This window comes from Enterococcus sp. VV15 (genome assembly GCF_005236045.1).
Taxonomy (GTDB): Bacteria; Bacillota; Bacilli; order Lactobacillales; family Enterococcaceae; genus Enterococcus_B; species Enterococcus_B durans.
The window spans coordinates 1-14,934 of record NZ_QPTY01000031.1 but is presented as its reverse complement, the minus strand read 5'-3'; the positions used below and the strand labels follow the sequence as shown (position 1 = coordinate 14,934).

At 36.9% G+C, this 14,934-nt stretch carries 9 protein-coding genes; all 9 read right to left on the bottom strand.

Annotation, left to right across the window (positions count from 1 at the left end; translation table 11 throughout):
- Positions 1–18 precede the first annotated feature (18 nt).
- The gene (locus DVW83_RS10890) at positions 19–735 is read right to left on the bottom strand and encodes a pseudouridine synthase (protein ID WP_104662049.1); all 717 of its coding nucleotides are present in this window, start codon (positions 733–735) and stop codon (positions 19–21) included.
- Positions 735–1,310 (bottom strand): SMC-Scp complex subunit ScpB, encoded by a 576-nt coding sequence (gene scpB / locus DVW83_RS10885; RefSeq protein WP_104662050.1) that lies wholly within the window; start codon positions 1,308–1,310, stop codon positions 735–737. The genes DVW83_RS10890 and scpB overlap by 1 nt, the downstream gene beginning before the upstream one ends.
- Positions 1,294–2,064: a segregation/condensation protein A gene (locus tag DVW83_RS10880; protein WP_174784282.1), complete on the bottom strand. Its 771-nt coding sequence runs from the start codon at positions 2,062–2,064 to the stop codon at positions 1,294–1,296. Before DVW83_RS10880 ends, scpB begins: the two co-directional genes overlap by 17 nt.
- Complete coding sequence (locus DVW83_RS10875) at positions 2,061–2,432, bottom strand: GNAT family N-acetyltransferase (RefSeq protein WP_104662052.1); 372 nt, start codon at positions 2,430–2,432, stop codon at positions 2,061–2,063. The genes DVW83_RS10880 and DVW83_RS10875 overlap by 4 nt, the downstream gene beginning before the upstream one ends.
- A gap of 18 nt (positions 2,433–2,450) precedes the next feature.
- Positions 2,451–3,338: a site-specific tyrosine recombinase XerD gene (gene xerD, locus DVW83_RS10870; protein WP_005878604.1), complete on the bottom strand. Its 888-nt coding sequence runs from the start codon at positions 3,336–3,338 to the stop codon at positions 2,451–2,453.
- A gap of 93 nt (positions 3,339–3,431) precedes the next feature.
- Positions 3,432–3,905: a ferric iron uptake transcriptional regulator gene (gene fur, locus DVW83_RS10865; protein ID WP_005878606.1), complete on the bottom strand. Its 474-nt coding sequence runs from the start codon at positions 3,903–3,905 to the stop codon at positions 3,432–3,434.
- Between the two features lie 105 nt (positions 3,906–4,010).
- Positions 4,011–4,874: a CvfB family protein gene (locus DVW83_RS10860; protein ID WP_104662053.1), complete on the bottom strand. Its 864-nt coding sequence runs from the start codon at positions 4,872–4,874 to the stop codon at positions 4,011–4,013.
- Between the two features lie 208 nt (positions 4,875–5,082).
- The gene (locus DVW83_RS10855) at positions 5,083–7,140 is read right to left on the bottom strand and encodes a cell division site-positioning protein MapZ family protein (protein WP_104662054.1); all 2,058 of its coding nucleotides are present in this window, start codon (positions 7,138–7,140) and stop codon (positions 5,083–5,085) included.
- Positions 7,141–7,320: 180 nt separating this feature from the next.
- Positions 7,321–14,619: a QWxxN domain gene (locus DVW83_RS10850; RefSeq protein ID WP_137239368.1), complete on the bottom strand. Its 7,299-nt coding sequence runs from the start codon at positions 14,617–14,619 to the stop codon at positions 7,321–7,323.
- Between the last annotated feature and the right edge of the window lie 315 nt (positions 14,620–14,934).

Sequence of the window (14,934 nt, the reverse complement as noted above, 5' to 3'; positions counted from 1 at the left end):
CTTATAATTAGTAAGTAACTATTTTGAATGCTTCAATAAACTACTTACTTCCTTTTTATTCAACTCACGATAGTCTCCTGGACGCAAGCCTTGAAGCGTCAAATCACCATATTTTTCACGCTTTAGTTTTTGGACGGGGAGCCCTACTGCCTGCAGCATATTTTTGACTTGATGGTTGCGGCCTTCATGGATAGTCAATTCCACGATACTATGGTTCGTCTTTGGATCTACAGACAAGATTTGATATCTAGCTGGAGAAGTCCATTTTCCTTCGATTTTGACACCTTTAGTTATCGGTGCTAGGTTAGACTTCGTAGCAATACCTTTTACTTTAGCAACATATACTTTATCTACTTCATGTTTTGGATGGGTCAAACGTTGTGCAAAATCTCCGTCGTTTGTCAATAACAGGATGCCTGATGTATCATAATCCAAACGTCCAACTGGGTAAATCCGTTCCTTGACCATCGGAAGAAGATCGGTCACAACTTTACGTCCTTTATCATCAGCGACTGCTGAAATGACCCCTCTTGGTTTATACAATAGATAGTAGCCAAATTCTTCTTGATAAATCGGCACTTCATCTACTTCGATCACATCATTTTTCGTTACTTTGACCCCTAGTTCTTTGATGACTTGGCCATTGACTTTCACTCTGCCAGCTAAAATATATTCTTCTGCTTTGCGTCGTGAAGTTATGCCAGCATGGGCAATTACTTTTTGTAGTCTTTCCATTACGATTGTTCTCCTTCATTCGTTCCATCAAAAAATAGATCTAATGGTGCATCTTCTTTTAATGAAAGTTCCATTTCTTGTATATCTGGTAATTCTTTCAGCGATTTGAGACCAAAGTAATCTAAGAAATAAGAAGTTGTCCCGTATAATATCGGACGTCCTGGCCCTTCCACTCTCCCTTTTTCCTCAATCAGATTGTGGGCAGACAGACGTTGAACGGCTCCTGAAACTTGTACGCCTCGGATTTGTTCGATTTCGACTCTTGTGATTGGCTGTTTGTAGGCAATGATTGCCAAAGTTTCAACAGCTGCTTGCGAAAGCGTATTTGACGTTCCTTGAGCATACCGTTTCAACAACGGCGCTAGCTCTTTTTTGGTCGTCAAAACGATATGCGCCTCTGTCTCCAAAATATGTAATGCACTCGTTGAGTCATTTTCATATCTCTCTTCTAGCTCTGCGACCAGTCGTAGTGCTTCCTCTTTGTCGATTGCTAAAATATGGCTGATTTCATCTAAGGCGATTCCTTCTTCACCGACTATAAAAAGAATCGCTTCAAGTTCACTTAATTTCGTCATTGTTGGTATCTCCTATTGCTGGATAAAGCATGATTGATTCATAATTTTCTTCTTGTTGGGCAACGATCTGTCCATTTTTCATCATCTCTAATATTGCCATAAAGGTTGTCACGATCTCTGTTTTTGAGGGTGATTCAAAAAAAGAATCAAAAGTGCAACCTTGTTTATTTCTCTTTAAACGCTCTTCAACAAAGATGATCCGCTCCTCAATCGTTGTATCGTCTGGCGCAATGATCTTTTCAATTTTTTTCGAAAATTGCTTTCGTTCCAAAATCTTCTGCATTGCACGAAACAAATCGACTTGCTTCACTTGTCCACGTTTCAACGGCCTTTCCTGTCCGATCAAGTCATCAACGGCTAGTGGTTCTTTTGTAAAATACAAGCTTCTTTCCTGTGCTTTTTCTGTCAGTTTTTCAGCGGCATATTTGTATTTCCGATATTCAAGCAACTGATTCACTAACTCATCACGCGGATCTTCTTCCCAATAGCCGTCTTCTTCAATGATTGTTTCTTGAACAGGTAGCAAAGTCTTGCTTTTGATAGCCATCAAGGTAGCAGCCATCACGAGGTATTCTCCCGCAACTGCAAGTTCTAGCGTCTTCATGGTATGGATATAATTCATGTATTGTTCTGTGATCGTCGCAATAGGGATATCATAAATATCAATTTCCATTTGCTGGATCAAATGAAGAAGGAGATCCAATGGTCCTTCAAATACATCTAATTTGATATTGATCTCTGTCACCGTGTTCACTCTTTCTTCTTTTTCTCATTCAGCCATTTGGTAAAATAGGATTCTGTGATCTCTGTGGCACGAAATTTCTTTTCAGGATATTTCTGTTCAAGTTCATCCAACATTAGAAAGCCCATCTTTTCTCCACGATAAGATGGATTCAGCGCTACATCATGAATGACTAGTTCCTCTTCATCTCCCCAATAAACGCCAATGATCCCTTGAATATTGGTTGAGCCTTCAGGAGTGAAGAAGAAAATCTCATACTTTTCTTCTGTTTCATACGTATCGATCTCTTTCAGCCGGTTTTCTTTATCCACTAATTTTTTATGGAAGCTTAAAAGTCCCATAGCGATTTTACGATTTTCTTTTCGGTAATGTGTTAACATTTTTTCACCTTCCTATGACTAAGCCCTTGGAAAATGCTGCTTATAAACATCCGTCATTCTTTTCTTCGTGATATGTGTATAGATTTGTGTCGTTGATATATCCGCATGGCCTAGCAATTCTTGAACAGTTCGGAGGTCCGCACCGTTTTCAAGTAAATGAGTAGCAAAACTGTGGCGTAAAGTATGTGGCGTCACTTCTTTTGTGATACCGGCATCACGCACTAATTGTTTCAAATTTTTCCAAATACCTTGCCGTGATAATCCTGAACCATGATTATTCACGAAAACGTGGACTTCAGTAGCGTCTTTGACAAGTAATGGTCTCACTTCGTCTAAATAACGTTCCAACCATTGGATTGCATAATCACCTAAAGGAATGATTCTTTCTTTATCTCCTTTACCGATCGTCTGTACTAACCCTAAAGATAAATGCAGATCGCTCAATTTCAAACCGATCAGTTCGCTTACCCGCATTCCTGTAGCATACATGACTTCCAGTATTGCGCGATCTCTGATCCCCAGATTTTTGGTTGTGTCTGGAGCTTCGATCAGACGTTCAACTTCTTTCAAAGACAGTGTGCTAGGTAACTTTTGGGCTTTTTTAGGTGTATCGATATGCTGCATCGGATCATGATCAGTAATACGTTCTTGGCGTAAGAATTGATGAAATCTTCTTAAACTTGTAATCATCCGTGTGACAGTCGCGGGTGCTTTTTTTTCATCATGCATCTTCTCTAGATAACTGATCACTATGAAACGATCGACATCTTGCCATGCAGTAATTTTTTTTTCCTCCAAAAAATGAAGGTATTGCGCTAAATCACGTTCATAACTTTTTCTAGTATTTAATGATAATCCTCGTTCAATCGTCAGATAGTGGAGATAATCATTGAGTTCTTCTTTCATAATAATCCACCTCGTGCTACTCTATCATATCAGATAGCCTTCATTTTCGATAGTCTCTTTTAGACGCAGACAAAGAAAAAGCCGTCTGTTCCATTAGACGGTTTTACTTTCTTTTTCCTGATTATAACATTTTTGGCAGATACCGTGAAAAGTTAAGCGATGATCTTTTACTAAAAAGTGATAGCGGTCCTCTACTACTTCTTCTACCTGAATCAATAGATCTTCTTCCACTTCTTCGATCGTTCCACATTTCAAGCATAATAAATGATGGTGAAAATGTTTAGCCCCTTCTTTTCGCAAGTCATATCGTGCAACACCGTCGTTAAAGTTCACCTTATCGATGATTTTTAGGTCAGTTAATATTTCTAATGTACGATACACTGTAGCTAAACCAATTTCTGGGCTTTTCTTTTTTACTAGAAAAAAAACTTCTTCTGCGGATAAGTGTTCTTTTTCATTTTCTAACAGAACAAGCAAAGTTGCTTCTCTTTGCGGGGTCAGTTTAAACCCAGATTCGTGTAATTGCTGTTTTGTTTTTTTCATTACTGACATAGCGTTCATAACCATTTTTTTCAACCCCAACAATTTATAATAATTATAATTAACTAGAATATTTTTACTCTCTAAATTAAAATAATTATAAGCTAGTTAAGAAAAACATGCAAGCCATTCTCAATTAGAATTTTTATTTCGTTTCGTTACACCATCTTCTTGCTTGATCAATCCTTGTTTCAATAGATTACCTAGTGCACGTTTGAATGCTCCTTTGCTGATTCCAAATGCTTTCATGATTTCTTCTGGATCTGATTTATCTGTAAAACTGATTTGCTGATCGGCGGATCGTTCGATGATCGTTAAAATCATTTGTGCGTCATCAGAAATTGCTTCGTATGCTCTTGGCTTCAAAGATATGTTTAGTACCCCATCTGGTCTGACACCGACTACCCGGCCCTTTACCTGTTCTCCGAGTCTTGGTTCATTGTATCGTTCAGATGGATGGATGAATCCTAGGTAAAAATCATCTGTCAATATATAGGTACCAGTTAATTTTAAGCGATACGCTGTCCCAGTGATATCTTTGTTTTTCATTTCTTCTGTTCCAAATTTACTTAATGATTTAAAGATTTTTTCATCCGCTAAACTACCCCAAATACGATCCTTCGCATCCACTTTTAGAGAAATCATCAAACGATCGCCTTTTTTAGGCCAGAGTTCTGTCATTGTAGGTAATTCATCTAGTGAAACGACAAAATCTTTATCAGACAAGCCGATGTCTACAAAAACCCCTAGATCTTTTCTGGAAGAAGTGACTGTGCCAAACGCGTAATGTCCGATCCGGCTTTTCGGGATCACTGTTGTAAAACGGTTTTCGTGCTTTTGATTTTGGTAGCCGAATCCCTCAACTGCTTCACCGATCCGATGTTCACCTTCCATTTTACTTAATCCAAAAGTTTGTCCATTTTTTTGAACAAAATAATTTTTTTCATTTTCATCAATTACCATACCGGTAAATATCGTTGCTAATAATTCATTCATTTTATTTCTCCTTTATACGAAAGACAGGTTATCTCTGCCAACTTTCTTTGCTATCATACCATAATGTCACTTTGATTAGTAGCGTGTTACCCGGCAATAACTACAAAAAAACTTAGGTCCCTTATTTCCCAACATACTGAATAGAGATCCCCTACTCATGTTGAATAGAAAAATAAAGTAAACCTAAGTTTTTGTTCTGCGTATCCTTTTAACGACTGCCGTTACCGCCAAACCAGCCTGTTTTACAGTTGATCGTCACAATATAAAATGGTAACGCACTTTCACCGATTCCATTCATTAATGAAGATTTGGTAGAAGTTGCATAAAGATTGTAATACCCTTGGCCATTTTCAATTCTAACTTTTTCCAACCGATAACCGCCTTGAACGATGTAGCCTCGCTGAATACATGTATTAATCACGCTTTCTTGAACACCGGGTGCCCAATTCCAAGCTGCATTTGCTGTATCTGCTACATCACTTGGACGTGTAGCCATGATTGGCTGATTCGCAGAATTTTTATTTACTGAAGAAGAATTCGCTGCTTGCTGTGCAGCTTGTGCTGCAGCCTGTGCTTTTCTTGCTGCCTCTGCTGCTTTCTTCGCTTCTTCTGCCTTTTTCGCTTCCTCTTCTTTTTTCTGTTGTTCCTCTTTCTTGGTCAATATATCATCTACTTGTTTTAACTGATCTTTTAGAGTCACAGCTAGCTCTTGATTTTTCACCTGATCTACAGCCTTTTGTGCATCTGTATATTGCTCACGAGTTGCAGAGTCTGCGACTTTATCATCAGCGAAAACGATATTGGTTTTCTCTTTTGCTGTTTGCAGTTGATCGTATTGTGACTCAGCTTCATCTTGCGCTTTTTTCAGCAGTTGTCCAAAATCAGAATCGTCTGTTGCGAAACGTTGGATTTCTTGGTCTGCTTTTAATTTCAAATCATCAGCTAAGTGATCATCAATGATTGCCTCAGTAGTAAACAGCTCGTTGACACCCTTGATATCTTTTACCTTTGTTTGGATATCTTCATACGTTTTTTCTAGATCAGCATAGCCTTTTTCTCCTTTGACCTCATTCAACGCTGTTTTTAACTTCGTCAAATCTTGATTGATCATAGAAGTACGTAAAAACTGATGCGCCCCATCATAGTAAAAAGTAGCAAGTGTTTTCTTCAACTCATTTACTTTTTGCTGTTGCTTTTTCGCTTCTGCTGCAATTTGTGCTTGAACCGTTTGCTGGTGATCATAATACGCCCAACCGCCCGCTCCAATCAGTACCGCAACCGCCAATACTATATACGGGATTTTTCTTGATTTTTTCGTTTTAGCCGCTTTTTTGTTATCCTCATTTTCTTCTGATAATGGCAATTCTTCCTTTTGAGGCTCTGTTTCAGGAATCACCGTTTCAGGAGTCGGCTGTTGTGTTTCATTTTCTTTCGTATCAGTTGCGTCTTCGCTCTTATTGATAGAAGCAGCAATAGGTGTGTCTATCTCTTTTTCCAAATCAGAGAGGGGTTTATTCGTTTTTATTGGCTCTAATGGTTCACTATTTTCTTCTTTTACTTCTTTTTCCGCCTTTTCCTCTTCCTTTATGGATTCGATTACTGGTGGCACCTCTTCTTCCAACCGAGCTTTTGCTTCTAGCGGTTTTGATACTTCTGCTTTTTCTGATACAGATGCATCTGTGACTTCTTGCATTTGATCTGACAATTGACCCTCTTTTGCTGCGATTTTATCGTTGATCATCTTCATCAATTCTTTTGCATGCTCTTCAGTCGTATCTTCACGATGGGCTTTGATGTAGGCAGCTAAGATGGAATTTTCTTCTTCCTGATCCACAAATTCCTTTAGTTCAGCCACTCGTTTTTTCTGTTCAGTATCTATTGTTTTTTCAAGAGACTGGTCTTTGGGCTGATTTTTTGTTTGTTCTTCTTTCACCAGCTTTTTATCTATCGTCAGCGGTTTCTTTTCTTCTTTATCCTTCATGTTCGTTGTTGTTTGCGACATTGTGTTTTCTTTAGAGGTTACATCATTTTTAAAGATTTCCATCACAGATTCCAAAGGTAGATCTTTTAGTTCTGACCACTCAATTGGATCATTTAATTCACTATCTGGAAAAACTTCTTCTGAAGAACCCTCGTGTGACTGGGAAATTGATTCGTTTTCTTCATTAGTGTGTTGATCTATCTCTTCGATTTGATAACCGCAATCAGGACAAGTTGATTTGTCCTCGATTTTATCTGATCCACACTTTGGACATTTTTTTATCACTTAGGGATCGGCTCCTTTTGTTAGGTTTACGCTATCATTAAATCTACCATATTCTGAACCTCACGCCAATAGGTTATTTTTATACTCCTTTAAAATCTATAAATTAATAGCCGTTATACAATCAGATTTACCAGCATATTTCTTTTGAAGAAACTATCATTAGTATATCCCTTGAATAAGCTAATGTTCTAGTACATTTTTCTTTTTTTGTGACTCGTGGTTTAATTCAAGAAAATTCATTTTTTCTTTTGCTTTAACAATAAGAGTTTCTATACTTCTTTTGACTCGGGTATCCGTAAGTGGTCTAGCTGTACTTGGTTTAGTATTCGTAAGCGGCCTAGCTGTACTTGGTATCATCGAAAAATTCTTATTGTCTTTTAAAGGCCCCTTCTCCTGTGCAACTTCTATATGTAAATCATTATTCATAGTCAATATCATCTCTATAATTAGTAGCCATACTCGATCCTCTGAATGTTCATCTCTTTTGACACGTGGACGTTTATTAAACTCCCTTTTCTCAGCAAAATCTCTAATGATAGTCGCAATTAACTCTGCATCTTGCAATTGATAATTAGCATACAACATCTTGTTATTAACCATTTCACGGAACACAGAATATCTTGATAAATTCGGCAACTGGTGCACCTCTGCCAGTTGATCTACAAAGCGTTTAAAGGGGGCAGAGTTTACAACATTTCCCCATGAAAATTTCTTATGATATTGCTCTGATACCTCTTTTCCACTTTTCTCTTCTCCTTTCCTCGCAAAAGAATATTTTGCAATATCGTCTGTTTCTGAGGATAAATGGGTTACTTCATGTACAAGAAATGTATCTATTCTTCCAACTAATTCTTTTGTTGTAGAAAGCTTAGGATCCAGATGAAAAGCATCGGCTAAAATGACAATTCTATTTTCTGGGTCTAGAGGATATACAAATCCCTGCTTAGTCATTAACTTTCTAAATGACGACTGATATTCATGTGATCCTGGTATCTTAACAAGATCAGTTGATGCAATCAAAATATTTTTAGCACCCATATCCAGCGTTTTTTGAATGAAGTTTCTTCCTTGTTCTGAAATCAATCCTATTCTTTGAATAATTTCCTTCAGGATCAGCTCTTTTCTTGAACTGTTTTCCAGTTGAAACATTTTCGTCAAATATTCTCTGAAAGAAGGGGGGAAACTATTGGAACTTTGACACAAATTTTTCACCTCATGAAACATTTGTTTCGCATACTTAAGCTCCGTTGCAACTTTTTTCTGAAACGGTTTGAGAAAATCCGGCACTCTATTTGGATCAAGACTCTCAAATACTCGAAATTTAGGAGGATAATTTCCAAATCCTTTATTAACACTTCTTAACATATCAATTTTCATACGTTTTTTTTCAAAATCATATTGCGAAGGTGAAAGTGGAATAAACGTATCTCCTCCTTTAAATGGCACTCTGCTATCTTCTATCCTATCTGCTACTTTAATAAAAGGTACTGATTTTTTAAACTTGATCCATTCAGACGCATAATTTGCTGGGTCTGGAAAGACATTATAATCCTGTGTTATTTGAGAATTAACGGATGACTTTAAACTTGAACTTTCTCCTAGTTGCGAGGCACTGGGTTGTGGCTCACCTCCTTCTTGCGAGGAACCAGCTTTTGGCTCACCTCCTTCTTGCGAGGAACCAGCTTTTGGCTCATCTCCTTCTTGCGAGGAACCAGCTTTTGGCTCATCTCCTTCTAGATTCTTTTGTTTTTCTCCAATTTCTTCTAAAAATTCATTTGTTTTTAAATTACTTAGTAGCTCTTCTTCATTTATGGAAGATATTGATTTATTCGCAAGTTCTTTCTCCCATAATTTTTTTTCCTCAATAGTTTCAAATTCAAATTGACCTCGTTCTGGGTGAAATCGCACGATCTTCAACGATGCTTGCACATCTTGTTGTACTAAATTATACCGATTACTCTCCTCATTTAACAATATCAGCGGAACATAATGATCATCAATCTTAATGTAAGATCTCCCTGTAGCATCCCACATCAATCCTCTCTCATCTGGTGCTGTAAGAGCAGAAGGTGTATCTAGTGTTTCAAACATATGATGCTCATTTTTAAAAGTTATTTTCAGATTTTCTGACACAACTGGGGAAGTACTCGCTTCAAAATACCATTCTTCACCATTAAAATTCACAGGAAAAATTTTGTCGTCTTCAATTACATCATAGCGAACACCATGCCCTTCAATAGTCGTTTTTCTAACTGGGACAAACTGCTCATTCATTTTAAGATAGGACTCCTCTACTCCCTCGCTCTCCTTATAAACATAAACAAGCCCTTCACCATAATATTTTTTATTTAAATTTATTTCAGGTATACACGTTAAAAAATCTTCTTGATTCTTCGCTAACCGACTAAGTAAATTTTTTTGATCACTTGTAAAAGATACACCTTCTTTAAAAACTTCTAATTGATCACCTCTTAGGGTATAATACTTGCCAAAGCCTTGCCCTGTTTTAATGTCAGGAACCTGCACATATGCGCCATTTTTGAGTCGCTTGACATAGATTTCTAACCCACTATCGGGTAAGTTAATCTTCTTAAACTCTGTAGAAACAACAGGATGTTCTTTTTCTAATTTTTTTACTTTATTCAAAATATAAATTGCATTGAGATCACCCGTTTTTCTGTTCTTCATATGTACCTTAAGTATTCGATCCCTGAGCTTCCCTATTCCTTTCCCTGTCAATCGCCCGACATCAGCCACCAATTCAAAACCTGGATCGAAGAGCCTCAACACTTCTTTCCCAATGTCTAGTAATTCATGTTTAACGGGAAAATGATACGCAACTCTTCGAAAGGCGTTCCTTGCCCCTCCCTGCAAATAGTATTTAGTCAATTCTTCACCGATTCTTGTAGTGATTGAAATAGACTTGCTTAATATCGGAATCACAGAAAGAGCATCAAGTGTGCAAGAGAAAATCGATTTACTTATATTTTTTTCAATAATTCCAGTTACACAATCATAAAAGGGCAGAAAAATTGAGAGCACTTCTCGTATCGTAGCTTTTATTTTTTCGTCCGATGGTATATCGTTTCCTGAATTATAAAGTTGGGTTCGCATAGCAATGCTATGCTTACGGCTAAATTCTTCCCAAAATTTGGGAAAGGCTTCCTGATTATTTAACATTTTATTTTCATCCACAAAAATATCGAAATATCTATACTCTAAGGATTTTTTTGAAATATTATCTCCAAACAGCCCATTCTTGAGATATTTATATTGATTACGATCTACTCGATAGATAGAGTAACTCTCATCATCTAATTTTTTCAATGCATATATTCGTTCTTCATTGTTCTTTTTTGCTACAAACAAATCTACATTATCAGCCAGAGACCAATATATTGCAGTATCAGGAGATGCTTTAAAATCAATGTGACTCTCTTTTCCTATTTTCGCAGTCGCACTATAAATCTTTGTATCAGATGAAAAGATAAAGCCAAAGTCGCTTCGATGCATTGAATTCAGCGCAATTTCAATGAGTTGAGCGTCCAAATGGTAATAGTAAAACGCAACATCATTAGTCATTTTGGTATATATTTTTTCCACATTAATAGGCGGTAAAGGTGGACAAGGGTTTTCTCCTTTTAGAAGTCGATCGATAGGACTGAGGACGCCAAAGCTGCCATTTCTCGTTTGAGGCATTATACCTGAAACGAAACATTTAGTAATGAACTGGTCGGCTATCTTCGCTTTATTCATCCAACTTTTAGTTGCTTTCTGATATTTTCGAAATAAATCTTCTGTTTCTAATATATAGAAACGACCCGTTTTATAGTAATTGATAAGATTTTGGAGGCTGATAGCTTTGTAATTTCCATCTCTTACTGCTTCACGTAATAACGTTGGTTCAAGTTGAGCAGTCGCAATTAAAGCAGGTATCAGTAACGACCGCAACTCTGGTATGTCTTCTTTAGTCACTCTATTCAAAACAGCATCAAACAATTCGTGTTTTTCTTCTATGGTGAGTAGTTCTGCATAATCTGTTTTTTCCAATAATTTTTTCATTGCTAGTTGCCGCAATGCATGATAATCGGAAATCAACTGCTCAGAGTTATTTAAGTAATTAGGCATTTCCTTAAAAATCAATAGTTCCCATAACCGTATAAGAGCTTTATCCGAATTTGATCTTTTTTCAGAAATATGTGCTTCAGATGACAAAAATGGATACACTCCTACTTTAAGCAGTGCCCCCAAATCTTTGATGGTCAAAGTAGATGGATCATTATAGTTGATAATTTTCTCAACTAAATATTCATCAAAGGAGCAGCCAAGTATATTCTCAAACAGCCAATTTCTCACAGTTTCTTCGGCGTTATTATCTGAGATGCTCTCATCTGTTTTTCCTCCATAAAGATTTAATTCTTTAAGAATAACTCTTGACAACTCTTGAAGCTTATCTGTCCTGAGAGTCACCATACTGCCATCTTGAAAAAACCATTTCGCTATTGCAACAAATAGTTCTTTGTTTGTTGAATATTCAGATAAGTCCACGTTTTGTTGAAAATATTTTTTCACTCCGTTCATTACTTCGGGACTTTGCCATTGAACGACTTTATCTTCGAGTTTTGGAATAACTAAATCATTATTTTTTTTATTATAATCTTTTCGTACATCATCTCGCCAGTTTGTTAAAATATCACGCGCAGTTTCTACATCTTTAACTTCCTTCGTTGTTAACCCCTCAATAAGCTGATTCGCCACTTGTATCATCCTACTACTAAATAATTTTCCCTTTATATCTCCTGCAGAAGCTATCCACTTTGCTGTAGCGTTTACAACTTGTGCAGGGTAATGAATATCACAATGTATTCCTTGATCTTCTAAAAGATGAATAATTCGTGTAAGCTGAGCTATTTTTTCCAGTTCACTAAGCTTAGGTAATTCAATACTATCTATTTGAGGCATATCACCCTGAGGCATGTCAAGAATCGTTTGATTAAAAACTGTAGCTGGTTGCCCAGCAGTTTCTTCTTTAACTTTGATATCCGAGCTATGTTCTGCTATATTACGATCACTCAATTCCTTAAATCTATCATAGTAATCTGCCTGGGCGTTATTATTTTCCCATTGCAATAAGAGTTGCCGACAATAAGCCGTAGTCAGGTCTTTTTCTACTTTTAGATCGGTCATTTCGTCAGTTGTTTTTTTCACTGGCGTAATTTTGTTAGTTGCGCCACTCTCTTTACCTTCCATGACAAATTTATTATAGAGTCGCTTCGCTACTTGAGCTTCTCTTTTTCTTATCTGCTCATAATTTTTACCAGCCAAAATCCACATCTGTACTGATTGAACTAGTTTTATATTTGACTCTAAATAAGGTAAATCTGAAATAAATGGATCTGTTTGTTCAGCTAAAAAATCCCTTACTTCCTGATTCATCCCCCCAGTTCGCTCACGTGCCAGAAAAAGGTCGGCATCATAATAAAAAAGATTGAGTCCTGCATGAATATGAGGGATAATAAGCGGCACTCCTGACAAAAACTCTTTGAATAGCTGATCACTCTGCTTCTTATAGACATTCTCAAAATAGGTAAAGAGGTCAGATTCTGGTTGCGCTAACTCATGATGGATCACTTCATCCCTGAGTGGTTTATAGGGATAGTCGGCTAGTAACGTGTTGATTCTCCATTGCTCAATAATATCCTGTCGTCTACTCGAAGTTATGGCATCCCCCCATCGGACATTTTTTTCTCCATAACGTTTAAGTAGGAAATAAACCAAAAATTTTTCTCTTTCTGATTGGTCTATAGCTATTTTTTCACTAGTAGATTCCCTTTCGTGACTAAGATTACCCTTGATCCACTTTTGAGCAATCTCGAGTAACTCACTATCAGTAGTCGTCACAGTTGCTACTTTTTCGTTCATAAAAAACTGTTTCAGCTCTGAATTTACTTTACTTGTTTCACTGCGGCTTAAAAAAAGAGCCTTGTTATAATAGAAAATCGGCAGTAGTGCTTGCTCACTTCGCTCGGGTAGCATATGGTTGGTTAAATCTTCAATGATTTTTTGGACTCTTTCACGTTCGGGATCCTTCACAAGGGCGGAGGATTCGACTTGTTGCATGTCTATTCCGATAGTTTTATTGTGGTTTCTCGCTTTATTTAGGTTTGGCTCTCCCTGATTTAAAAATCCTTCATGAGATAATGGCAACGATTCATCAGCAAGTTTCAGTGCCGCTGCACCAAAATCCGGCAAACTAGGTAATTTTTCAGCAAATTCCGAAAAGGTTTTTATCAGTTCTCTAGTTAAGTGCTCGATTTTTTGATAAAAAGAAACCTCTTCTGCTTGCAAAACAAATTCTGTTGTTTGTAGAACTGCTTGCTCTGTACTTTTTTGATTTCGTTGTTTCTTTTTCACTCCATTTATTGATGACGGTCGATGCCATTCAGGAATATTTGTCGATTGATTAGCCTCTTTTCTTGCGGGGAAATCAACTAAAAATTGTTCATCATAATTTATTGAAAATGCCTTTGTCAGTAAATCGACAAAATAATCCATCACCGAACTATCTTTTGATCCCTTGGGAATTTTTGTATAGGATGTATTTTCGTAATGACTAAAAAAATGAGAGAATGTGGCGGTCAAATCCTCCCAAAACTTGTTTTCTAAAGGAGAGGTTCCTATTGTAGCCTCTTTGGTATTGCCTTGCCTAAGCCTTTTTTCATACGCCGCTTGGAAAGCCTCTCTCAGTTTCTGGGTTGCTTCTTCAGAAGAAAAATTAGTTGGCGCATTTTCTTTTTTTAGCAGGACCTCTTTAAACGTAAATTGACTGATCTTGTTCTCTTCACCAGTTCGATTTCTATTCAATGTGTGTGGCACACTAATCGCAGACTGGCAAATGGTGTTAAAATGTGTCTTTTCAACCGTGCTTCCTAAATGCAACGAATCTTTTTTTGTCGAACAGTTCAAAAGTTCTGTTATTCCATGGCTCAATTTATGGAACGAAAGAAGCCAGTGATGGGTTTCCTCTACCAAATCAAAATCAACAGTTTGTGGCGGAGTCTTCATAAATTTAGCTTCTCCGGTTAAATGGCTTGGTATTGCTTGGCTGATACGCGTTTGGTTCGCTTTAGAACTTGAAGTAAAGGAATGTAGAGTCGCCTGCCCCCCATTTTTTCTCACTTCGATTAGAGAATCTACTTCAAATGCAGCATTGGTTTTCTGAACGACGTTCTGATGTCTTGGGAGTTCTACCACTGGCGGTCTTAGGCTACCCAATAGATTCAATATATGAAGCAACGCTACTGGTTTTTTCATTACTTCCTCTGTTGGCGTGTGTCCCACACTATCAGCGACCCGATTTAAAAGCCTCTGATCAGATTTTGGATCATTTTTCTTGTTGATCTTATTATAAAAATCGCCTGTACTCTGTCTATTTCGTGTTAACTGTTCTTGGTTTTCCTTACTACTTTTTTTTCGCACTCTTTTCACTCCTTTTTCATAATTTGTAATATAAATCAAATTTATGTATCAATGTTTCTCAGTCATCTGACTACCTTTTTTGCTTCTATTGATATCAAAAATAAACAATACGCTTTCATTTTTTGATAGATCATTTAATCTGTTCATTTCTTAAATTATTTATTTAGTTCAGTATGCTCCAAAAAAAGAGAAAAAATACCAAAAAAGTTCAATAATAACAATTTAAATATAGAAAAAAAGTCAAGTCCATAATCCTGTGTAAAATACTATACAATGTTTTACCGGTCTCTCATTGATCAAACTTAATATATTTTC

Bases quoted from the DNA above. Each gene is read 5' to 3' on its own strand.
- scpB (WP_104662050.1), bottom strand. From the start codon at position 1,310: ATGACGAAATTAAGTGAACTTGAAGCGATTCTTTTTATAGTCGGTGAA.
- DVW83_RS10875 (WP_104662052.1), bottom strand. From the start codon at position 2,432: ATGTTAACACATTACCGAAAAGAAAATCGTAAAATCGCTATGGGACTT.
- DVW83_RS10890 (WP_104662049.1), bottom strand. From the start codon at position 735: ATGGAAAGACTACAAAAAGTAATTGCCCATGCTGGCATAACTTCACGA.
- fur (WP_005878606.1), bottom strand. From the start codon at position 3,905: ATGGTTATGAACGCTATGTCAGTAATGAAAAAAACAAAACAGCAATTA.
- xerD (WP_005878604.1), bottom strand. From the start codon at position 3,338: ATGAAAGAAGAACTCAATGATTATCTCCACTATCTGACGATTGAACGA.
- DVW83_RS10860 (WP_104662053.1), bottom strand. From the start codon at position 4,874: ATGAATGAATTATTAGCAACGATATTTACCGGTATGGTAATTGATGAA.